Raw genomic sequence first — 21,290 nt, forward strand, 5'->3', positions numbered from 1 at the left:
AACTCAGAAGTGAAACGAACCCGCGCCAATGATAGTGTGAGGTTTCCTCATGTGAAAGTAGGTCATCGCCAGGGTTTTATTATTTTAAAGCGGCATTTCCATGCCGCTTTTTTTTTCTTCGAATATTTGTTCCGATATCAGAAAATGGTTGGTTTAATAACCATTAAGTGTTTTTTCCAATGTAATTGGAATTAATATAAATTTATAACTTTTTGTTTATATTTTATCTTTATTGTTCACGTTTTTTTTGTCATAGGCTCATAAAATTGATTTTTATATAACTTTAGTTTAAGTTAATTTTATTTAGGATAGGTTGTAGTTTATGTTAGTCCAACGAATTTTGGATTTTATCAAAACGCTTGAAAAGGAAGGCACACCGATTCCGTGTGATAAAATGCTGTCTGAATGTCTTTCAGAGCGATTTTCTAAAAAGCCATCCAGCGCGGAATTAACGGCCGATGATATTCATTTTCTTCTTTCGTGTTATAAAAGTCGCTGGGAATCTATAGTCGATAAAGAGGATGATTATACTCGTAATCCATCACCCTCAAATCTTCTGTGGATAAATTTAGCCAGTGAGCTTACTCCGATAACAGGGATAAATTATTTAAAAATATTAATTCCAACTTTGGTAAATGAAAAAGATTTAAATGATTTTTCATCACTTAATGAAACGGTTAATCTTTTTAATTTTTATCTAGGCCACGGTGGAAAGACTTTATATCGAAAATGGAGTTTTTGTAAGCACTTAGAGAATTGGAAATTTACTTTATCGACTTATAGGGCCGATAAAAAATTAAGTGTTGTAACAATAGATGAATTAGCGCGTCTAAAGTTATGTAAAGAGACTGCACGCGAAGTAAGTGTTGATGATGAGTATTTCAAAAACTTTTGGGATCTTATGCGTAAAAAAGTTTTTGTTAACTTAAGAGCTCAAGGACGTATGCCTATAGCCTTGCTACCCCATTTGCTCGAGTTAATTGAACGCTACTATTATTTGCGATCGAAAAATTCAGATTTTTCTATTTTTAAAAACGACATAAGGAATTTTTTTAATCGCTTATATGGTTATGAATTGGCGGATGTAAATTTTTTGTATGGGACGAAAATAGAATATAAAAAGGATGAGCAATACTTACTTGATCTATTTATCAATCTTCATACTGCAAATGATTATTCAGAAATAGATTATGAAATTCAAACGTTAGGCAAATGTTTATTTGAAATTAATCCTGATTTAAAAGCCAAAAGTAAAGAGTTAGCCCCTGTCTATCAAAGGGTATCTGTAAAAATTGAACCCTCAGAGCCTCAATTTGTTCAAACAGATGCTTTTGTGAATTGTTGTAAATTGCTTGTTTCATTACTTACTACACAATTTGAATTTTCATTTTTCTTTACTCGTCAAACCCCTAGTTTATGGGATAAAAAAAATGCTGTATTTCCTGAAGCGTATGGAATTTTTGTTATTTTGTTGCCATTAATCGCAGCGAATAAGCCTAAAGCTTTAGAAGCTGCTTATGCAGATATTATTAAAGATATTGTCATTCCGGCAAGAAAAGATAATAGTTGGTGTACATGGCTGACGCGTTTTAAATCAACGAACAGGTGGTTGGAGCTTGCTCAGAATTGTAAGTTAGATGAACTTGGTGTTTATTGGTTTGAGCCTGAATTATTATTTAATGCATTACTCCTTTTTAATACAAATAATCAGTCTATAAAAACACATATTAATCACTTTTTAGATGATATAATTCAAACTTATGCTCAAAATCAAAATGATCTGATGAAGCAATTTCGGGTTAATATTTTGTTTACTGAGTTTTTAGATGAGTTAAGTGAGAGCCAGCGCACCAATTTGTTACGATTAATTAAGTTATGTGATCCGCAAATAGCAAAAGCTAAGTTTCTCCTTAATTGCACCAAACATATCAATGCGCATGTGGCAAAATTATCCCAACGTACAGAAGCATCATCGGTACATTTTTTCCCGCAAGTGAGCAAATTAGAAGTTACACGATTATTTAATTTGACAGAAGAAATAAAAGATGTAGAAACAATGATGTTTGAGTATAAAACTCAATTGTCTAAATTTAATATTCTACCTGTGATAGGCGAGCGGATAAGCAACTACTTATTGAAAATAAGCCAACCTATTTTGAGCGTGGCACAAAAAGAAAATGCTAAAGATTGTGAGGCACCTATACTCGATTATATTGGTCAATATAACTAGAACGGTTTATATTTCTACTATCTTGACCAAAACTGTCTTGATTTTCTGTGTTCGAAGCTCAAATAGCTCTATGCATGCTACGTTTGACTCTAGTAAATCAGGATATTTGCTCAAACTAGTGAAATGCCAATAGGACCTAAATCATTCTCATTATTTAATTACAAAATAAACTTTATTTTGTGTATTGTGCGCAAAGTTTAATGAAATTTTCATATCGTTTTTCTGAAATTAAACCCTCATCCTTTGCTTTAATAATGGCACAGTGTTGGGTGTCTTTATGTGTGCAATTACGAAATTTACACTGTGACAAATAAGGCCTAAATTCAGGATAGCCGCGAGAGATTTCTCTAGCATCGATATGCCATAAGCTAAACTCTCTTACTCCAGGAGAATCAATTAGTGCCCCACCGCTAGGCAAATGGTAATAACGTGAATTGCTGGTAGTGTGTTTACCTAATTCTGATATTTCAGATAACTCATTTATAGAAATGTTTTGTTCGTGAGGCAAAATATTGGAAATAAGCGACGATTTGCCCACCCCAGACTGTCCTACAAAGACACTAATTTGGTGATTTAATATGTGTTTAAGTTGTTGCAAGCCATCAGGCATGTTTTTATTCGTTTGCAGAATAGGATAATGAAGATTCCCATAATCCAGGAGCAACTGTTCTTTAAGCGCCTCACAAGGCAAATCAGTTTTATTTAATAAAATTACAGCATGCAAGTGTAATGTTTCTGCCATAACTAAGTAGCTATCAAGTAGCGGCCAAGAGATTTCAGGTTTGGGTGCAATTACAATAATAAGTTGCGTAATATTAGCAGCAACAGGCTTTACCGTACCTGAGCTAGTTGGTTTTGCTAAAACACTGCTTCTAGGGTAAAGACTGACAACTACACCTTGATTCATTCCCTCTGTTTGCCAAATTACCCGATCGCCAGCAACCAATGTTTCCAGATTCGGTCTAATAGAACACCGTATATGCTTACCCTCATGGTCTTCGATTTCAACATGCCTGCTAAATCGAGTAATAACTAAACCATCCGCCAGATCATCATGATTTTGTTTATTTTCATGATAGTTTTGTTGGATTTTTTCAATACGGGCAGATTGTTGCTTACTAATACGTCTTTTACTCATAGTTCAGATCTATAATATAATCATTAAAAATATTCTTTAGCGTGTTGAAAGCAAATCAAGGCTAAATAACCATACAGTATGAAGGTAAATTAAATTTAATGAAAGTCTACTTGGTTGGTGGTGCTGTTCGTGATCAATTATTGAATCTACCAGTAAAAGAACGTGACTGGGTTGTTGTTGGCTCTAGCCCTGATGATTTATTAGCAAAAGGATTCAGGCAGGTTGGGCGTGATTTCCCTGTGTTTTTGCACCCAGAGACTGGTGAAGAATATGCTTTGGCACGAACTGAAAGAAAATCTGCTCCAGGATATTATGGTTTTTCTTGCAATTTTAGTAACACTGTAACTTTAGAGGATGATTTAGCACGTCGAGATTTAACAATTAATGCAATAGCTATGGATGAGCAGGGGCATCTTATTGATCCTTATCAGGGTAGAAGTGATTTAGAAGCAAAGTTGCTTCGTCACGTATCTCCAGCTTTTGTAGAAGATCCCGTACGTGTATTACGTGTTGCTCGTTTTGCAGCGCGTTTTCATCATTTAGGTTTTAAGTTAGCGGATGAAACACGTTCATTAATGTATACTATGGTTCAGCAGGGTGAGTTGGCTCATCTGGTCGCTGAACGAGTCTGGCAAGAATGGCAACAAAGCCTGGAGGAGAAAAATCCAGAGCAATTTATTGTTACCTTACGTTCTTGTGATGCATTACGAGTAATTTTGCCGGAGATTGATGCATTATTTGGTGTTCCGAATCCGTATCGATATCATCATGAAGTAGATAGTGGTGTTCATACTTTGATGGTCTTACGTGCAGCAGTGGGTTTAACTGCAGATCCGATTATACGTTTTGCCGCAACGGTTCATGATTTGGGTAAGGCCTTATCTCCTATGCACAATTGGCCAAGCCATCATGGTCATGAAGAGCGTGGTGTTGCCATTATTGAAGCTTTATGCTCTCGTTTACGTATCCCTAATGATTATCGAGCCCTTGCCGTGATAACTTCACGATTTCATTTGAATATTCATCGCTTATTTGAGTTACAAGCAAGTACTATTGTCAAGCTTTTAGAAAAGAGTGATGCATTTCGTCGTCCCAATCTCTTCTATAATATGTTAGTTGCTTGCCAATCCGATGCAGAAGGTTGCGGTCGAGATATTGAGTACCGACAAAGCGAATTATGGAGTCATTTGCTTGCTGAATGTGCTAAAGTGAATAGCCGAGCGCTTGTTACTGAAGGTTATAAGGGTGAAGCAATTAAACATGCGTTACATCAAAGACGCGTGGCATGTGTTGAACTGATATTAAATTCTTGGAAGGCAAATGAAAAATAATCAAAATTTAATTTGGATAGATTTGGAAATGACAGGGCTTGAACCTGAAAAAGACAGAATAATCGAGCTTGCTACCGTCGTGACGGATCCTCATTTAAATGTAATTGCCGAAGGGCCAGTTTTTGCTATTTCTCAACCTAAAACCTTACTGGATGGTATGGATTCTTGGAATACCAAACAACATGGCCAATCTGGTTTAGTCAAACGAGTTTTAGAAAGTCAAATTAGTGAGACACAAGCAGAGCAAGAAACCATCGATTTTTTAAAGCAGTACTTGGATAAAGGTAAATCACCAATGTGTGGAAATAGCGTGTGCCAGGATAGGCGTTTTTTGTATAAATACATGCCGGAGCTTGCGGCTTTTTTTCATTACCGAAATTTGGATGTGAGCACACTGAAAGAGCTAGCTATTCGTTGGAGGCCAGAGTTGTTGAATGGAGTAGTAAAAGAATCCAAACACCTTGCATTAGACGATATTAAAGATTCCATTGCAGAATTGGTATATTATCGTCACCATTTTATAAATATGTCGGATGTAACAAAATGATAGAAAGAGAGCAGTTGGAATTACCTAACGGTGCAGATAAGTTATTACTGCATTCATGTTGCGCACCCTGCTCGGGTGAAGTTATGGAAGCGCTTATCAGTTCAGAGATTAATTTTACTATCTTTTTTTACAATCCGAACATTCATCCTGTTCAAGAGTATGAAATCAGAAAAAACGAAAACATTAGTTTTGCTGAAAAACACAATATTCCTTTCATTGATGCGGATTATGATAAAGATAATTGGTTTACTCGAGCCAAAGGTTTGGAATGGGAGCCAGAGCGTGGTAAACGTTGCACTATGTGTTTTGATATGCGTTTCGAACGAACCGCTTTATATGCTTATGAACATGGTTTTCCGGTGATCAGCAGTTCTTTGGGGATTTCACGTTGGAAAGATATGAATCAAATTAATGATTGTGGAATTCGTGCTGCAAATAAATATCCTAACGTTGAATACTGGACCTATAATTGGCGTAAAAATGGTGGATCAGAACGTATGTATGAAATTGCCAAACGTGAGGGGTTTTATAAGCAAGAATATTGTGGTTGTGTTTATTCTTTACGCGATACAAATGCTTGGCGTAAACAAAAGGAACGTAATCGGATTAAAATCGGTATTAATTATTATTCTGAAGAACAAAAAGACGAAGGAGTGTTATGAGTACGCACTCTCATGATGGTTCACATCATCACCATCACGGACCAAATGTTGCAGCGACTTATGGGAAAGCATTTATCATTTCGATAATTGCTAATGGTCTTTTTGTGGTTTTACAGATTGTTTTTTCCTATTTATCTAATTCGACCAGTTTATTGGCAGATGCTTTTCACAACTTAGGTGATGTTTTGGGTTTGGTTTTAGCATGGATTGCTACAGTACTGATGAAACGCGCACCTACGATGAAGGCAACCTATGGTTTAAAAAAAATATCCATCCTCTCTGCTTTGGCGAATGGGATTTTATTAGTTTTTACATGCGGAATTATTGCTACAGATGCCGTATATAAATTATTTTCGCCATCAGAAGTACAAGCAGTATCTGTAATGATAGTTGCAGGTGTGGGAATAATAATTAATTTTGCTACGGCATTATTGTTTGCTCGTGGCTCTGATGATTTGAATATTCGAGGGGCCTATTTACATCTCTTCTATGATGCTTTGGTTTCTGTTGGTGTGGTTTTATCTGCTGCATTATTGTATTGGACTGGCTGGCTCTGGATAGACCCAGTAGTGGGTTTGTTAATTGCATTAGTTATACTCAAAGGAACTTGGTCTTTATTTTCTGGAAGTTTCAGACTCATCATAGATGGGGTACCAGAAAATATTTCCTGGACTGCGGTTAGCGATTTTTTACTTGGTAAACCTGGGGTAAAAGGGTTCCATGATTTACATATTTGGGCGCTAAGCACTCAAGAAAATGCTATGTCAGTACATTTATATATGCCTGATGAAGAACTTTCTGATGCATTAAGAGCAGAATGGGTTGAACAATTACGCCATGAATTTAACATTCAACATGTGACCATTCAGGTAGAAAGGACCGAAATAAATTGTAATGATGCATGTCATCATCCAAAGTTTTTATAGATAAAAATTTATCGTCATCCTGGGCGTTTACGGCGAAGGATCTCCTGATTTGAGCAATCTATTTATCATAGTGCTCGTACCAGATGTTGGAGACCCCTAATGGCGTTCGGGATGACGTATTAGGAAGATCCATAGCATTCCTAAGTTAATTAATTGCCTTCAGTTAAAGTTTCTTTTGTAATTAACTCTAAACCCTGCTTATAGCTTTTACAAGCAAGTTCTTCCTCACCAAGCTTTTCATGCAATTGCCCCTGAGTTTTGTACGCTAAAGCAGTAGGCTCAACCTCATTTGATTTTTCAAGATAATATTTAGCTTTGCCCCACAATTTACGTTTCATACAGATTTGCCCTAAGCATAAATAAAGCGCTGCTGAATGAGAGTTTTTCTTTAATAATCCCTCGGCAAAAGTAAGTTGTTTTTCATCTGCAGGTAATAAGCTATAAAGCCTAATCAATTGGGGACTAAGTTCTTTGCGCAACGAACGTCGCAATAAATCATTAGCGGTAGTGTAGTCTGCTTTCTTTAATAAGAAGCGGGTATATTCGGCAATAATATTAGGTTCATCAACTAAAGTTTTAGGTAGCGAATAAAAAAAAGTATTTACAGCCTCCGGTTGATTTTGCTTTACAAGATCAATAAGCCTTTGTAAATAAGCATTGTGTTGCAATAATGCGAATTCCTGTGGGTTAACAACCTGGTATTTTTTTAAGTCAGGCAAAATTGTAATGAGTTGTGGCCAGTCTTTTACTTCTTGATAAAGTTGCATGATGAGTTTTAAGACATAAGGATGACGTGGTGCTATATCATGTAAATGTTTTAACGTTGCCAGGGCCTGTTCCCATTGATGATTTGCGAGTTGCAATTCTGCTTGCGTCAATTCAACAGCAATTTTAGCTTCAGGCATTGATTGCTGGGCTTCACGCAAATAATCATCACGTAATTGGTTGTCTCCCATTTTTTGAGCTGCTCGGGCTGCTGTTAAATAATTAAGTAATGGTGTATCCGTGTTGGGTAAGGCTTTAATCAAATGATTTTTGGCCTTTAACCAATGTCCTTCGCTGTATTCAATGAATCCTTTACGAGTTATTGCTTGAGCTTTTTGGGCCTGTCGCTTGGAATGCCATTGAGTTAATGCGCCTGGAGTACGAGAGATGTTCAGGAATAAACGCAGAATAAAATACAAAATAATGAACAAAATAATAAGACTAAAGACAGCTACCCAAACCGTAGTTTCAATAGTCCAATAGTTGATCGCAATGAGTACATAACCTGGATCTTTATTAAGTTGAATTCCTAAAGCTACAGCGCCCAGTAAAATCAAAAAAGCAAAGAGAAGACGAAGCATTATTGATTTCCTCCTTGTTCGCTGTTTTCGCTATTTAAGGATTGATTCACTGGAGTCTTCTTTGCATCAATCAACTCATTGAGCATCGGGAGAGCCGAACCCAGTGTCGGTCTTTTTTGAGTTACATTCATCTGCTGTAATTCAGTTAGTTTTTTGATTAAAGCAGCCGTACTTGGCGTATTTTGATTAAAATTCATTTTAAGATTATTAATCGCTTGTTTCAGAACCAATTGATAAACAAAGGGCTCGTTATTTAGAACTGCCCATTGTGCTTCTTGGAGATTCAGATGGAGTTTTTCTTTGAGCAGGGCTTCAAATAAAGGGGACATGAGCGGTTTAATTTCCTGATCATGTCGGCGAATCACCACAAGTTTTTCCAGTACATTCATACTGCTTTGTAAACGTGAGCGCCAAGAAGAATTATTGGGTGTAGTCGTTACATTTTCTGTTGCAGGAGTGTTCCCACTTATAGGTAGCGGTATGCTCAAATCATTAACACTGTTTTGAGCAGCATCCAATTGGCTTAACAAACCGGCAATATCTACAGAGGGCAAGGCTTGCATTTGTGCTATATCCTTGGCTATTGCCTGTCGTATATTCAAAATTTTGGGGTCGTTTAACTGTTTTAAGAGCTGATCAGTTTGCTCCAGCAATGCTATGGTCGAATCAACACCATTACTCCAATGTGCATTGATTTGAGCTAATTCAAGATAGTAGCGCGCCTTTAGAAGAAGCCAATCCTGATTTTGATAGAACCTTTGGTTCATTGCATTTTGTAATTGCTTGTTCAGGTGATCAAATTTAGTTTGTAATTGTGTTTGTATTTCTTCGGCATTATTTGTTTTTGCACTAATTTGTTCTTGAGTTTGTTCTTGTTTTTGCTCGAGTTGTTGTAGTTGTGTGGAGAAATTATCTCGTGCTTGGTTTAATTGAGCGTGCAATTGTTTATTTAAGGAAAGAGTATGGGCTGCAACGCCTAAGGCGCCTAAGGACACAATAAAAGCGAATGCAGGGATTAGGTATTTACCTTGAGAAACAGTAGGATTGCTTTTGGGTTTTGCTTTTTCAACTTGCATAGTATGAGGTATTTTTTTTGTTTTTTGTGCTTGTTCTTCGTTACCGTTTACCATAAGTTAATCCTTGTTTACGTAGTTAAACAATGTATTCATCACCCGACTAGGGTGGCATATCCTAATATTTCTTATGCCCAATGAAGAGGCTACTTGAGCAAGTCGCTTGCTAATCATTAGCCATTTTTTATTACGCAGCCAATCATGGGCTTCTTTGTCAAACAGTGTAAATAGGTTATGCAAAGACTGTTCACTTGTTAACAGTATAATGTCCACTAAATCATCGCGCCATATCGATTGAATAAATTGAGTGTTAATTTGAGGGATAACCCTTTTGTACACTTCGAGAATAACCAGGTTAGCTCCTCTTTGTATCAACTGTTCCTCAATAAGTGGTCTGCCTCCTACTCCCTTAAATAGTAGCACGTTTTGTTTTTTTGGTTGTTGTAATGTTTTTAAGGCCAATAAATGTTCGCTGTCAGGTATCTCAGGGATCGCACTCACTCGGATGCCGAACTTCTGGAGCGCTGCGGCACTGCCGTGGCCAATTGCAATGACTTGAATTGAAGAGGGCCATTCTATATGTTGCTGGTTTAATTGAGTAAAACAATAATGAACCGCATGAGCACTAATAAAAATAGCTTGGTTTACTGTGCTTAAATCAGGTAATAAATTGACCCAACCAGTATTTGTCGCTTCGATTTCTAACGTTGGGAGTTCAATTACTTTTCCTTCTGCGTCACGAATGCTTTGGCTTAGCGGGCCCGCCTGACTTCGTGGGCGAGTATTTAGAATGCATAAGCCACGTAGTGAATTGTTCATTTTGGAACTGATGCAAGAAGATTTGCAGCACCTTGTGCCAGCAATGATTCGGCGCAATGTTCCGCCATGCTGGTTGCCTGCTCTATTGGACCAGTTTGTGTGCTCTGGATGATTTGCGAACCATCAAGGGTTAAAATTTTTGCTTGTAGAGACAGCTGATTATTCGCCATTGGTGAGCAAAAAACGGCTAAAGGCACATGACAATTCCCACCTAAGAGTGCATTGACCTTTCGCTCTGCATGCACGCAAATAGACGATATTGGATCGTTGAGTTCGACAAGTAGTGCCTGAATTTCGTGATCATCGCTTCTGCATTCGATTGCTAAGGCACCCTGACCACACGCCGGCAGCATGATTTGAGCTGATAATTGTTCCGTTATGACATCGGTGAATCCCATACGTTCAAGACCTGCCGCCGCTAGGATGATTGCTTGATATTCTCCTGATTTAAGTTTTTCAAGCCTGGTGTTGATATTACCGCGTAACGATTTAACACATAAATCCGGTCTATGCGCTAATAATTGCGATTGGCGTCTAAGACTTGAGGTTCCCACTATAGATTGAGCAGGTAGTGTTTGCAGATCAGTGTGTTGATAACTGACAAAGACATCAAACGGATTATCTCTTTTACAGATTGCAACGAGCTCTAAGCCTTCAGGAAATTCTGCAGGCATATCTTTTGAAGAGTGAACCGCAAAGTCTGCTCTCTTATCCAATAATGCTTCTTCTAACTCTTTTACAAATAACCCTTTTCCGCCAATAGCCTGAAGTTTATCTATGAGGAACTTATCTCCAGATGTACTCATAGGTACTAATTCTATCTGCAGATTTGGCCATTTATTTAGCAGTAAATCTCGAACATGATTGGCTTGCCATAAGGCTAATGGACTTTGGCGTGTTGCGATACGTAATGTTCTACTCATATGATACTGCATTTAGGAAAGGATGCAGTATCATACTATGTTCGTTATATGGATGCACGTACAGAAAGAGCGATAAAAATATAAGTCCAACCATTAACAATCATATCAATTGCAATGAACATTCCGATAACCCATAAACCACTAATTGGCCATTGCATGATGATTAAAATGCCAAGAAGAATGGCGATGATTCCTGCAAATAAAAGCCAACCCCATCCTTTAGCTTCTTTTAAAGAGAAAGCCAGAATTATTCGAGTGATACCAATAACAATTAGAACCCCTGCCAAAAGTGCCGTAATTAAAGTGGATGCTAAGAAGGGGTCATAGATGACAACACCAGCGCCAATTAGGTATAAAACTGCAATGATTGCTTGCCAAAATATGCCTTTCCAATCTCTGTGTTTGAAAATATCAATAAAATGAGAGATTGCAGAGATAATTAATAAGGCCGCAAAAAAATACATACTGACCAGTGTCAAGCCAATAACCATACTCAAGCCGACGCAACCTAGAAAAACAAGTAATATTCCCAACCCTAAAAGCCATCCCCAATTACGTCTTAAAGCATCTGGGGTGTAAATTTCATTGGTGTTTGCCATATCATTTCCTTATTGTGATACATCCATATTGAATAATACAAAGTGAAATATACCCTAATTTTCAAAGAGTTGTCGAATGGAGTTGTGAGTTTCGTCGAATTTTTAGTTTAATCGTAAATACTGCCTTTAAATGCAATCTTTTAACGAAAATTTAGGTTGCCTGTGATCGTTGTAGCCTGGGTGCAGCGCAGCGAAACCCGGGTTACGGCTTTGCCTTCACCCAGGCTACAAAGCTTATTTATAACTATCGTAAATAGCATAAGGTTTGTGTTTATAATAAGCCCAATAACGATCTCCATAAGACCAATGCCAGTATTCGTTACGATAATTAACAAAACCTACGGCCTCTAAGACATGACTCATGATCTTTCGATTTTGCTTTGCTTCCTCGCTAATAATTTCTGAAGCAGTTAATGAAAGGGTGCCATCTAAATCTTCCATCCAATCTTTGGGATGAATTCCCATTTCAATGGCCTCTCCTTGTTTATTGATTAAATAGACATCTATTGCAGCACCTGTTGAATGAGGTGGAATATTGGGCGAACCGTCTTGGTTGATTACCGGGGAAACCATTCGGGTTGTTTCTGTAAAAATCTGTGCAGATGACCATTCAGGATGTTTATTTTTAACTTTCTCATAACGTGTATCAAAAAGCGATTTTTGTAGTGTCAGACTCCGATAACTTTCATACAAACAAAAACGTAATCCTTTAGGTAACAAGGATTGAGCTTGCTTTAATTTTTCAAATACTGTTTTTCGCATTTTTGTGTAATCAGTGTTATTCGGTATTTCTGGAGAGGGACCATAGCTAATTTCAGGATGATTTATTAAATCAACTATTGGATCTTGATTATCAATTACCGGAATGGCGACAATTTTAGGATCTGCAATGAGTAAAGCGGGTTCCAGTTCAGTATAGTCTGACATTTTGAATCCTTATAACTTATTTTTTTGCTATGGAGCTAAAGAAATCTGCTGCGTTTTTTTTGATTTCTTCGTCCGTTAGATCTTGGGTATGTGTGGCAATCATCCAAAAGTAACCAAAAGGGTCTTTAATTTGCCCGACGCGATCGCCCCAAAACATATCAGTTACAGGCATAGTAATTTGTCCCCCTGCAGCTACAGCTTGTTGGAACATGGAATCTACATCAGAAACATATAAAAAGAATCCAATTGGGGATTTGCCAAGAGTTTCAGCACTTTTAGCACAATTTTCTCCTTCCATTTCGTCCCCCATCATAATAGTAGAGTTACCGATTTGCAGGTGAGCGTGCATAATCCCTTTTCCATCTAAGGAAGGGAAAATATGCAGGGATTTGGCATTAAATGCTTTTTGGTAAAATTCAATTGCTTTGGCACATTCTTTAAAAGTAAGTGTTGGGGTTACAGTATGAAATCCTTTTGGAATTGCTTGTACCATATCTTATCTCCCTCAGTTTTTGTTTGAATAGCCATTATAGTTTGAAGATTGTTTCAAGGAAATAAAATGATTTTCCTCGTATTTGGTTTTAATCCTGCTGGAAAAAAAAATCACTTCTGGGTATCATCCTAAATTATTATCATGAGGTGTATGGGCATGAGGTTGCAGTTTTTCATATTATTGTTTTGTTTTTCATTTACGGTGTATGCATGTGATGAAGTGCGACAACGAGAAATGCAATTAAGAATTCAACCTGTAGGGGAAGTCGCTGTACAAGGACAAGCTCAAGCAGATAATAAAGCAATTAGTAATGCAACAACAAAAAAAGAACCCGGACAAGAAACGTACGAACAATATTGTATTGTTTGTCATCGAGATGGCCTTGCGGGAGCACCAAAATTCAGAAATGAACAGGATTGGAAGCCGCGTTTAGCCGGGAGAAAATTAAATGATTTACTTGCCTCTTCAATAAAAGGGTTGAATGCTATGCCTGCAAAAGGAACGTGCATTAAATGCAATGATGATGATCTTAAAGCCGCTATATCCTATATGTTGCCAAAATCATGAGAAAACTTACTTTCAGAAAAATTCAAACCTTCAATGCCACACTGACAGTGTTTGTATTATTCGCTTCTTTTTATTTTCAATATGTTGTTGGGCTTGTCCCTTGCCCTTTATGCATTATGCAGCGTGTTTGTGTCTTGTTGTTGTTAGCTGTTATGGGATTGAGTTTTCGAACCTTAAAAAAAGCGCGTGTTATTAGTTTCTTACAAATAATTATTGCATGTGCCGGGTTGTATTTTTCTTTACGCCAGCTATGGTTACAGTCCTTACCTGCAGGTAAAGCTCCCGCTTGCATGCCAAGCTTGGATATTTTAATTCGTTACTTACCATGGCAAACCGTAGTAAAAGCTTTGTTTTTAGGAACCGGGGATTGTGCTGAGGTCACTTGGCGCCTATTCGGAATCTCGATGCCGGGATGGTGTGCGATGTACTTTTTATTCATGGCTCTAATGGGATGTTTCTTATTTTGGCAGACCAGTTCGAGTAAGTTTCGCATGGATAATTTGTAGCCTGGGTGCAGCGCAGTGGAACCCGGGGGATTATGAGCCTGAAAGAATCGTTAGAACCCGGGTTCCGCTGCGCTGCACCCAGGCGTTAAATCGTTTCTGAAGTGTTAAACTGCTGATTTTTACCAACAATGCCAGAATCCTTTTCTTGCGCTACTTGTGATAAATAGGGATTGCGATGATTTTTTTCCGGATGGGCAAAGCGAAGCAGCTGATTTTTAAAGTGAGTAATACGAGCGGCTGATTCCGATGATTGGGATAACGTGATTTTTTGTAATAATTCGAGCAATACTTGGCGTGGTTGATGGCAGACAATCAACATATCACAACCCGCTTTAAGTGCCTCTTCTGTTCGTGTCATTAGATTGCCTATATCGGCACCGGTCATACTCAGACAATCGCTTAAAATCAGACCATCAAACTTCAATTCATGGCGTAATATCTCTTGCAACCAAATTGTTGAAAAGCCAGCAGGCTTGTCCGCATCTATTGTTTTATAAGTTACATGAGCAGGCATGATGGCACTGAGCAATCCTTTTCTAATCAGCTCGATAAAAGGTTTTAAATCTTTAATTTTCAATTCATCAATTGAGGCAAGAGAAATTGGCATTGAAATATGTGAATCAGCACTAACCGAACCATGGCCAGGAAAATGTTTGGCAACTGCAGGCATACCGGCTGCATTCATGCCTTCAATAAAAGCGCTTGCCAAAGCAATAATTACATCAGGATCATGGTGAAAAGCACGATCCAGATGTGCAATAACGCGACTTTGGCCATGTAAATCCAAGACTGGTGCGAGACTTACATCAATACCACAAGCCAACAGATCTTTGGCCATAATTTCGCCATATTGTCTTGCAAGTCTGATACCGACCTCTGGGTTCAGATCATAGGCATCGCCATAAACGCGTGCTGCAGGCAAGGAGCGAAAACCCTGACGCAAAAAGCGTTGCACAAAACCCCCTTCGTGATCAGTTGCTATAAAAATATGGGGATTGAGGTCACGGATTTCACGAATTAAGTGCTCTAATTGCTGAGGATTTGTAAAATTACGTGTAAAAAGAATGACAGATCCTACATGAGGATGTCTTATGATTTCCCGTTCAATATCTGAAAGCTCAATACCTTCTATGTCAATCATGAATAAATTAGTATTTGAACTGGGCATATGTTGATATCCTTTTTAGAATTTGGATGAATAGGACCATGCTTCCATTGGTTTTGCGCATGATATCATAGATTGATTCATTATTAACATGGCTAATGCTGGTAATCTGCAGTTGACTTAGCTATCATCGGCATTTTTGAATTATTTTTAGTAAATGAAAACCTTTTCTTGCAATGTGTTACATAAGCACGCCGCTACTCAAGCACGGGTAACACGTGTAACTACAGCCCATGGTGAATTTATTACACCGGTCTTTATGCCAGTTGGTACCCGCGCTGGTGTAAATAATATGACCCCTACAGAATTGCGAGATGCACACAGTCAAATCATATTAGGTGGGAATACTTATCATATGTTATGTGCCCCTGGTATGGAAGTTATTGAAAAAGCCGGGGGAATGCATCCTTTTATGGGATGGCACGGTCCGATGTTAACAGATAGCGGTGGTTTTCAGGTTTTTAGTCTTTCCAAGAATAAAGAAATTTGTACTATTGATGAAGAAGGGGCTCACTTCAAATTACCTAGTAGTCAGCGATTGATTCATATGACTCCCGAAATGTCTTTGGAAACCCAAAAGATTATTGGCGCGGATATTATCATGGCTTTTGATCAGTGTACGCCGGATAGTTGTACCAAAGATGAAGTAAGCCATATTATGACACGTACGCATCGATGGTTACGACAATCCATGCAATACCACCTCCAACATCCAAACTCACGATATGGTTACGAGCAGGCACTTTTTGGAATTATTCAAGGAGGAACTTTTAAAGACTTACGTCGTGAAAGTGCAGATTTTATCTCTTCAATGAATACCGATGGTATTGCGATTGGTGGCGAAACAATTGGTTTTGATATGAAAACTACTGTTGAGGTTATTCGTTGGGTTCGTGATTATCTGCCTGAAGATAAACCGCGCTATACAATGGGTGTTGGCATGTCGCCACAGGATCTTTTGGATGTAGTTGCCGAGGGAATTGATATGTTTGATTGTGTTGCTCCAACACGTAATGCACGCCATGGCTCTTTATATTGTGGGGAATTAATTCGAGAAGGCAATTGGTTACGTTTTGCCAGTGAATATGAGAACGAACGGATTCAAATTAAGAAATCATGTTTTGCTGAGGATATGTCGCCAATTATGGCACAGTGTTCGTGTTATACCTGCCAGAATTACTCACGTTCCTATTTACATCAGTTAGCAAAGCAAAAAACAAATTTATTTACCGCGTTGGCAAGTATTCACAATGTTCATATAATGCACGATGTTTGTGATAAAATGCGCGAGTTGATAATTAACGAAAGTTCAAACTAAAGGCATCATATGCCCGTTTACGTCATTAACGAATGAATTGTCCTATAAAAAGCAATGCTTTTTATATGGATTCATCAAATAATCTAAAAAATAACAGGAGATAAAATGGTTGTAATTAGCACATCTAAAGGTGATATTCATCTACAGTTAGATACAGAAAATACTCCAGCTACAGTAGAAAATTTTCTTAATTATGTGCGCAGTGGTTTTTATAATAATACAATTTTCCATCGTGTTATTGCAGGTTTTATGATTCAAGGTGGTGGACTGGATTCAGAGATGAAGCAGAAATCTACTAATGAGCCCATTAAAAATGAAGCAAAAAATGCGAAGCCAAACAAACGTGGATCTATTGCAATGGCACGAACCATGGATCCTCACTCTGCAACAGCGCAATTTTTTATTAATGTTGCTGATAATGCATTTCTGAACTACAGCGGTGACCACATGCAAGGATATGGATATTGCGTATTTGGTGAGGTAGTGGAAGGTATGGATATTGTGGACTCTATTGCCAAAGTAAAAACGGGACAACATATGGGACATGCTGATGTGCCAGTAGAAGAAGTAAGCATTATTGAAGTGAAAGAAGTTTAGGAATAAGAAGAAGTAGCCTGGGTGAAGCGAAGCGGAACCCGGGTTTGAACAATTCGTTCATATCCAGAGAATCCCCGGGCATCGCTGCGCTTCACCCTGGCTACAATTTTATCCCTAGGATTTCCGTCTACGCTTTTTGATACTCTCTGAATAATCAAATATGGGTATTTCAATATGGAAGAAAATAGCCAACAGACGCGCTGTAAAAATACTGACTAGTGTGACTATTATGTTAATATTTTCTGGGGTATGAAAATAATCTAGAACGATAAATAGTAATGCACCAGCAAGAGCAATCACTGCATAGAGTTCTTTTCTTAACACTAGAGGGATGTCATTACATAAAATATCCCGCAACATCCCCCCACAAATACCGGTGATCATGCCACTAATAATGGCGATGCTCGGAGATAAACCATGATGCAATGCTTTTTGAGTACCAATAATCACGAAAGTAGATAATCCAAGTGCGTCAAGGATTAAAAATATTTTCATAATTCGAATCAATGAATGGGCAATAAATATAGTTAGGAATGCACATAATGAGGTATACAGCAGATATTCAGGATGAGTTACCCAGGTCAGTGGATAAGTATTAAATAGGGCATCTCTTACAGTTCCACCGCCTAATGCAGTAATGCTGGCAATGAGCATCACACCAAAAAAATCCATTTTTTTGCGACCGGCTGCTAATGCGCCAGTGATCGCTTCAACACAAATGCCTATGATGAAAAGATAATGGAGTAACATATAAACTCAGTGTGTTTTTTTAAAATGCAATGATACCACTATTAAGTCAAATGGAGAAATAGGGCACTGCGAACAACGTGTGTTAGTTCCCAGATCCATCACCAAATAATGGTTCACCTAATTCTTGGACTATCTTGGGCTATTTTGGGGGGACTCTTTTGTAGATGTACTTTGGGAAGAACCACTTTCCAAATCAACATAAATTCCCATGCGAACAAATGAATCAAAATCGGCATCATCATATGATTTAAATAAAGCAGAAAACTCTTCGAACATTCTTTTTTTGACTCTTTCATGAATTGAGTCCCAAATGCTTTCCAGTGTTGGTTTTTGCTTGAACATGCTATTAACTAATAGAGGAGGAGAGGACTGAATAAATTTTTTTGCTTCCTCTCTAACTACTGCCTGTAACTTATAGGAAGCAACTTCTTTTGTGACAAAGTCGATCTCTACATCGGGATGGATTCCTACTAATTTTTCCATGAGCTTATTCAATTTTCCATCACGACAAATATCGATATCCTCTTGCGCACTCTCTTTATCGCCTTCTAATAAGTTATATCCTCTTTGAATCTCATATAAACCCTCTTTCAACATCCTGAGAGCCTCTGCTAATTCCCCCTGTCTATGTTCTTCATCATGAATAGCAATCCAAGTTAAGAGCAAAAGTTTTTTTAAAAGAATACCTGTCTTGGTATGGATTTCTGTTCCTTTCAAAAGGTCATCCAGAGCTCTATGAGCAGCTAATTCTTCCTGAGATTTTGAATTTGATAAAACAGTACCCCACATGGTTATTTCACTAATCGTTTTATCTATTAACGCTGGTTTTAGTTTATCCCCATAACGTTTCTGCAATCGTAGAGCTGATTCGGCTGCCGAACTGTCTACACTTGAGGTATGTGTACTTTGTTTGGTATTAAGACGAGGTACAATATGCATCTCTGCCAGTTTGGTGCGCAATGTATTGGCAATTTCAAATTGCTTATAGCGCTCTGCTAGAGCAACAAATTCATCTTCAGCTACACTTATAAGCTCCGCTCCATTATCTAACAGCATATTGACCATATCTAAATCGCCATTAACAATGGCTGTTTTTAATGGCAGCTCATTCTGAGCGTTTAAATTAGCGCCTTTCAAAATTAAATAGCGTGCGCAATCAATATGATTGCCTCGAACAGCAAAACACAATGCTTTATCTTCGCCAGCACGCAAATCAAAACCATGTTCTTCCAATATCTGAATAATGGGAAGATATCCATGAGCAGCCGCGATGAATAATGGTTCGCAATTGCTAAAGTCAATTTCCTTACTCTTTTCAAGTAATATATTTTTTACCAACTCAATATTATTTGCTTGGCATGCTTCTAGCAAAGCCTCATTCGCCGTAAGGCCGTGCTTTATCAGCAATTTTATTAATGAATATTTTTTAGATGCCGCAGCAAGATGTGCCGCCCCCTTGATTCTGGATGCCTCCCAGAGCAAGTCCCTTGACAACAATTCGCGAAGCGCATCTTCATTTTCGACAAGACAACATGCTTCCAAAAGGTTATAGCTTCTTACACTTTTTTCATGCCTGATTAAACCAGAAGAACGTTTTACAAGCTCCGCTCTAGAGTACTTATTTATTTCAGTTTTTAACTTCTCGATATCATTTATTTCGATGCACTGAAAAATAGCCTCAGATTTCAAAAATTTTTTCATACAGTTGAATCCTTAAACTTATATGATCAAAATCAATACTTCTTAATATTTTCTTAATCTATATAACTTAAAATACCCCACTCAGCATTGTGCTTACATGAGGTGTGCATAATATGCTCTTGAATTTAATTATACACAGACTTTATGGGAGTTTAAAATGCCTCGCAAAACTAGTGATCTAAGAAAAATGTTGGAAAACGGAAAAATTGATACTTCTGATTTTATTTTAATTGCATTAGACATACTCAAAAATGAAAACAATATACTAGAAGATCAAAAACCACTAAAAGAGGCGATGGATGCAATTAAAGTTGATTATCTAGAAGTCAATTATACTGATGCTGTTGAAAAACTTATTACAGCAGCCAAAACTCTAAAGGACCCAGGCATTGCAGAGTTATTTGAACAAGCTGCTGTAGCAGCAGCTAAAAACTGCAAGCCTGAGCAAGTAGAAAGTAGACGGTACTTTGAACATAAGTTTACTACTGAACAATGGAAAACTCTTGACACGACAGATCATCAAGACAGTCTTGACCGCCTTGCCAAATTTATGGTTGGTGCTAATAAGCTATATGCAGAAAAACAAGATTTTTCAAAGCTTAGAAAAGTTAATAATTTGAATGATATGGAAATGGTCGTTGCTGCAATAAGGGGATTTGGTGAGGACGCACATGCTACACCGGTTGTTTTAGGTAAAATAATTGAGATGCGGCATGAAGAAAATGCGTTATCTGATTTTAAAGACAGAGGTTCAGAACGTAAACCACACGATGTCGGTTACTCAATAAACCCTGGTATCATCAAAGCAAACACTCCAATGCCTTTAGTTGAGCGTAGAGAGGAAGCAGTAAAAGGCAGTATTACGGATAGTTTTTTAATCAAGCGAACAGTTAAAGACGGGTATTCTGCTAAAAATGTGGATGTTCCTTTTGTTAATTCAGTTTCTGGTACAGCTTATACTTTGGCAGCCGTATTAAATGAGTATGTTAAAGAAAACCAGCAAAGTCCTACGTTACAAAAAGATATGGATAATATTATTCAGACTTTCTTGGCATTTACTTGCAAATCAGGTTTTCATAGTTTATCAGAAATGATAGATGTACTAAATTCACCAGAAGTGACTAAAGTATTCGATGGATACGGTCTCAAAATAAATCATCCTTTTTCCAAAGAGACTCTTGAAACTGCAATTACTGCTGCATCAGATTATACGGAAACAAGACAATCTCAAAAAAACATGCTTAGTGAAAAATCAAAACATCCTCTCTTTAAGAGACATGCGGAGCCAACTGCTAAAGCAAGTTATCCTGGAGAAATTGCTCTTCGTGTTAGAGAAGATAAACTGACTGGCCCCCGGGTTGAAAGAGCATTGAGAGAAATGTATCAAGAGGGTCTTAAAGGTGATGAAAAATATTCTCCAGAACATTGCAGGGAAATGGCTCAACAATTTGTTAACTATGCAAATAAACATCATCGTCATTTCAATATGGATGGAGTGAAACAATTCCTTAAAGAAATGAATGAGGTCATTAAAGAAAGACAAGAGCATATCGAAAAATATATCGAGCGTTATACCCAGCCTTTCTCAATATGATTCCATTCAATTCATTTTACCAAGGGGCTAGAGACTATTTGAAAACTCGATGCCCTTTGGTCATTTTTCCATTGCTGA

At 37.7% G+C, this 21,290-nt stretch carries 22 protein-coding genes; 11 read left to right on the plus strand and 11 right to left on the minus strand.

Annotated features, from left to right (window positions below; genetic code table 11):
- Both Lstg_RS17975 and Lstg_RS05350 read left to right on the plus strand, forming a co-directional pair.
- A partial coding sequence (locus tag Lstg_RS17975) for a hypothetical protein (protein ID WP_058476634.1) occupies positions 1-195 on the plus strand: 195 nt, incomplete at its 5' end.
- Between the two features lie 127 nt (positions 196-322).
- Entirely contained in the window at positions 323-2,230 is a 1,908-nt protein-coding gene (locus Lstg_RS05350; RefSeq protein WP_058476635.1) for a hypothetical protein, read from the plus strand.
- A gap of 172 nt (positions 2,231-2,402) precedes the next feature.
- Here the strand turns inward: Lstg_RS05350 and rsgA are convergent, their stop codons facing one another.
- Positions 2,403-3,368 (minus strand): small ribosomal subunit biogenesis GTPase RsgA, encoded by a 966-nt coding sequence (gene rsgA / locus Lstg_RS05355; RefSeq protein WP_058476636.1) that lies wholly within the window; start codon positions 3,366-3,368, stop codon positions 2,403-2,405.
- Positions 3,369-3,466: 98 nt separating this feature from the next.
- Here rsgA and Lstg_RS05360 point away from each other — a divergent pair, with 98 nt between their 5' ends.
- Genes Lstg_RS05360 through Lstg_RS05375 form a run of 4 tightly spaced genes read left to right on the plus strand, consistent with a single transcriptional unit; the run spans position 3,467 to position 6,834 of the window.
- Positions 3,467-4,699 carry a multifunctional CCA addition/repair protein gene (locus Lstg_RS05360; protein ID WP_058476637.1) on the plus strand — a complete coding sequence of 411 codons (1,233 nt, stop codon included), beginning with the start codon at positions 3,467-3,469 and terminating at the stop codon, positions 4,697-4,699.
- The gene (gene orn, locus Lstg_RS05365) at positions 4,689-5,246 is read left to right on the plus strand and encodes an oligoribonuclease (RefSeq protein ID WP_058476638.1); all 558 of its coding nucleotides are present in this window, start codon (positions 4,689-4,691) and stop codon (positions 5,244-5,246) included. Before Lstg_RS05360 ends, orn begins: the two co-directional genes overlap by 11 nt.
- The gene (locus Lstg_RS05370; protein WP_058476639.1) at positions 5,243-5,908 is read left to right on the plus strand and encodes an epoxyqueuosine reductase QueH; all 666 of its coding nucleotides are present in this window, start codon (positions 5,243-5,245) and stop codon (positions 5,906-5,908) included. The genes orn and Lstg_RS05370 overlap by 4 nt, the downstream gene beginning before the upstream one ends.
- Positions 5,905-6,834: a cation diffusion facilitator family transporter gene (locus Lstg_RS05375; RefSeq protein WP_058476640.1), complete on the plus strand. Its 930-nt coding sequence runs from the start codon at positions 5,905-5,907 to the stop codon at positions 6,832-6,834. The genes Lstg_RS05370 and Lstg_RS05375 overlap by 4 nt, the downstream gene beginning before the upstream one ends.
- A gap of 149 nt (positions 6,835-6,983) precedes the next feature.
- On the opposite strand, the gene Lstg_RS05380 is transcribed toward Lstg_RS05375, so the two are convergent.
- The 7 genes from Lstg_RS05380 to Lstg_RS05410 form a co-directional block, all read right to left on the minus strand.
- Positions 6,984-8,180 (minus strand): heme biosynthesis HemY N-terminal domain-containing protein, encoded by a 1,197-nt coding sequence (locus tag Lstg_RS05380; RefSeq protein WP_058476641.1) that lies wholly within the window; start codon positions 8,178-8,180, stop codon positions 6,984-6,986.
- The gene (locus Lstg_RS05385) at positions 8,180-9,310 is read right to left on the minus strand and encodes a uroporphyrinogen-III C-methyltransferase (protein ID WP_058476642.1); all 1,131 of its coding nucleotides are present in this window, start codon (positions 9,308-9,310) and stop codon (positions 8,180-8,182) included. Before Lstg_RS05385 ends, Lstg_RS05380 begins: the two co-directional genes overlap by 1 nt.
- A 3-nt stretch (positions 9,311-9,313) precedes the next feature.
- Positions 9,314-10,072 (minus strand): uroporphyrinogen-III synthase, encoded by a 759-nt coding sequence (locus Lstg_RS05390; RefSeq protein WP_058476643.1) that lies wholly within the window; start codon positions 10,070-10,072, stop codon positions 9,314-9,316.
- A complete protein-coding gene (hemC, locus tag Lstg_RS05395; RefSeq protein WP_058476644.1) occupies positions 10,069-10,995 on the minus strand; it encodes a hydroxymethylbilane synthase in 927 nt (308 codons plus the stop codon). The genes Lstg_RS05390 and hemC overlap by 4 nt, the downstream gene beginning before the upstream one ends.
- A 44-nt stretch (positions 10,996-11,039) precedes the next feature.
- A complete protein-coding gene (locus Lstg_RS05400; RefSeq protein ID WP_058476645.1) occupies positions 11,040-11,594 on the minus strand; it encodes an HdeD family acid-resistance protein in 555 nt (184 codons plus the stop codon).
- A 234-nt stretch (positions 11,595-11,828) separates the two neighbouring features.
- A complete protein-coding gene (locus Lstg_RS05405; protein ID WP_058476646.1) occupies positions 11,829-12,521 on the minus strand; it encodes a M15 family metallopeptidase in 693 nt (230 codons plus the stop codon).
- 16 nt (positions 12,522-12,537) lie between these two features.
- Entirely contained in the window at positions 12,538-13,014 is a 477-nt protein-coding gene (locus tag Lstg_RS05410; RefSeq protein ID WP_058476647.1) for a VOC family protein, read from the minus strand.
- Positions 13,015-13,170: 156 nt separating this feature from the next.
- On the opposite strand from Lstg_RS05410, the gene Lstg_RS05415 reads away from it, so the two are divergent.
- Together Lstg_RS05415 and Lstg_RS05420 are read left to right on the plus strand one after the other, a co-directional pair.
- A complete protein-coding gene (locus Lstg_RS05415) occupies positions 13,171-13,581 on the plus strand; it encodes a c-type cytochrome (protein ID WP_058476790.1) in 411 nt (136 codons plus the stop codon).
- Complete coding sequence (locus Lstg_RS05420; protein WP_058476648.1) at positions 13,578-14,087, plus strand: disulfide bond formation protein B; 510 nt, start codon at positions 13,578-13,580, stop codon at positions 14,085-14,087. The genes Lstg_RS05415 and Lstg_RS05420 overlap by 4 nt, the downstream gene beginning before the upstream one ends.
- An 85-nt stretch (positions 14,088-14,172) precedes the next feature.
- On the opposite strand, the gene nagZ is transcribed toward Lstg_RS05420, so the two are convergent.
- Positions 14,173-15,255: a beta-N-acetylhexosaminidase gene (gene nagZ / locus Lstg_RS05425; RefSeq protein WP_058476649.1), complete on the minus strand. Its 1,083-nt coding sequence runs from the start codon at positions 15,253-15,255 to the stop codon at positions 14,173-14,175.
- A gap of 154 nt (positions 15,256-15,409) precedes the next feature.
- Here nagZ and tgt point away from each other — a divergent pair, with 154 nt between their 5' ends.
- Positions 15,410-16,570 carry a tRNA guanosine(34) transglycosylase Tgt gene (gene tgt, locus Lstg_RS05430; protein WP_058476650.1) on the plus strand — a complete coding sequence of 387 codons (1,161 nt, stop codon included), beginning with the start codon at positions 15,410-15,412 and terminating at the stop codon, positions 16,568-16,570.
- 105 nt (positions 16,571-16,675) lie between these two features.
- Positions 16,676-17,167 (plus strand): peptidylprolyl isomerase, encoded by a 492-nt coding sequence (locus tag Lstg_RS05435; protein ID WP_058476651.1) that lies wholly within the window; start codon positions 16,676-16,678, stop codon positions 17,165-17,167.
- Positions 17,168-17,281: 114 nt separating this feature from the next.
- On the opposite strand, the gene Lstg_RS05440 is transcribed toward Lstg_RS05435, so the two are convergent.
- Both Lstg_RS05440 and Lstg_RS05445 read right to left on the minus strand, forming a co-directional pair.
- Complete coding sequence (locus tag Lstg_RS05440) at positions 17,282-17,917, minus strand: trimeric intracellular cation channel family protein (RefSeq protein ID WP_058476652.1); 636 nt, start codon at positions 17,915-17,917, stop codon at positions 17,282-17,284.
- 129 nt (positions 17,918-18,046) lie between these two features.
- Positions 18,047-19,618, minus strand: coding sequence for an ankyrin repeat domain-containing protein (locus Lstg_RS05445; protein ID WP_058476653.1), 1,572 nt, complete (start codon positions 19,616-19,618; stop codon positions 18,047-18,049).
- Positions 19,619-19,775: 157 nt separating this feature from the next.
- Between Lstg_RS05445 and Lstg_RS05450 the strand changes: the two genes are divergently transcribed.
- Entirely contained in the window at positions 19,776-21,212 is a 1,437-nt protein-coding gene (locus tag Lstg_RS05450; protein ID WP_058476654.1) for a hypothetical protein, read from the plus strand.
- Positions 21,213-21,290 lie beyond the last annotated feature (78 nt).

Origin of the sequence: Legionella steigerwaltii (assembly GCF_001468065.1) — a bacterium.
Classification (GTDB): domain Bacteria; phylum Pseudomonadota; class Gammaproteobacteria; order Legionellales; family Legionellaceae; genus Legionella; species Legionella steigerwaltii.

Coding starts and splice junctions, on each gene's coding strand:
- Lstg_RS05445 (WP_058476653.1), bottom strand. CDS start 19,618: ATGAAAAAATTTTTGAAATCTGAGGCTATTTTTCAGTGCATCGAAATA.
- Lstg_RS05450 (WP_058476654.1), top strand. CDS start 19,776: ATGCCTCGCAAAACTAGTGATCTAAGAAAAATGTTGGAAAACGGAAAA.
- tgt (WP_058476650.1), top strand. CDS start 15,410: ATGAAAACCTTTTCTTGCAATGTGTTACATAAGCACGCCGCTACTCAA.
- Lstg_RS05375 (WP_058476640.1), top strand. CDS start 5,905: ATGAGTACGCACTCTCATGATGGTTCACATCATCACCATCACGGACCA.
- Lstg_RS05380 (WP_058476641.1), bottom strand. CDS start 8,180: ATGCTTCGTCTTCTCTTTGCTTTTTTGATTTTACTGGGCGCTGTAGCT.
- Lstg_RS05415 (WP_058476790.1), top strand. CDS start 13,171: ATGAGGTTGCAGTTTTTCATATTATTGTTTTGTTTTTCATTTACGGTG.
- Lstg_RS05385 (WP_058476642.1), bottom strand. CDS start 9,310: ATGGTAAACGGTAACGAAGAACAAGCACAAAAAACAAAAAAAATACCT.
- Lstg_RS05405 (WP_058476646.1), bottom strand. CDS start 12,521: ATGTCAGACTATACTGAACTGGAACCCGCTTTACTCATTGCAGATCCT.
- Lstg_RS05400 (WP_058476645.1), bottom strand. CDS start 11,594: ATGGCAAACACCAATGAAATTTACACCCCAGATGCTTTAAGACGTAAT.
- Lstg_RS05350 (WP_058476635.1), top strand. CDS start 323: ATGTTAGTCCAACGAATTTTGGATTTTATCAAAACGCTTGAAAAGGAA.
- orn (WP_058476638.1), top strand. CDS start 4,689: ATGAAAAATAATCAAAATTTAATTTGGATAGATTTGGAAATGACAGGG.
- Lstg_RS05420 (WP_058476648.1), top strand. CDS start 13,578: ATGAGAAAACTTACTTTCAGAAAAATTCAAACCTTCAATGCCACACTG.
- Lstg_RS05440 (WP_058476652.1), bottom strand. CDS start 17,917: ATGTTACTCCATTATCTTTTCATCATAGGCATTTGTGTTGAAGCGATC.
- nagZ (WP_058476649.1), bottom strand. CDS start 15,255: ATGCCCAGTTCAAATACTAATTTATTCATGATTGACATAGAAGGTATT.
- Lstg_RS05390 (WP_058476643.1), bottom strand. CDS start 10,072: ATGAACAATTCACTACGTGGCTTATGCATTCTAAATACTCGCCCACGA.
- Lstg_RS05370 (WP_058476639.1), top strand. CDS start 5,243: ATGATAGAAAGAGAGCAGTTGGAATTACCTAACGGTGCAGATAAGTTA.
- Lstg_RS05360 (WP_058476637.1), top strand. CDS start 3,467: ATGAAAGTCTACTTGGTTGGTGGTGCTGTTCGTGATCAATTATTGAAT.
- Lstg_RS05435 (WP_058476651.1), top strand. CDS start 16,676: ATGGTTGTAATTAGCACATCTAAAGGTGATATTCATCTACAGTTAGAT.
- rsgA (WP_058476636.1), bottom strand. CDS start 3,368: ATGAGTAAAAGACGTATTAGTAAGCAACAATCTGCCCGTATTGAAAAA.
- Lstg_RS05410 (WP_058476647.1), bottom strand. CDS start 13,014: ATGGTACAAGCAATTCCAAAAGGATTTCATACTGTAACCCCAACACTT.
- hemC (WP_058476644.1), bottom strand. CDS start 10,995: ATGAGTAGAACATTACGTATCGCAACACGCCAAAGTCCATTAGCCTTA.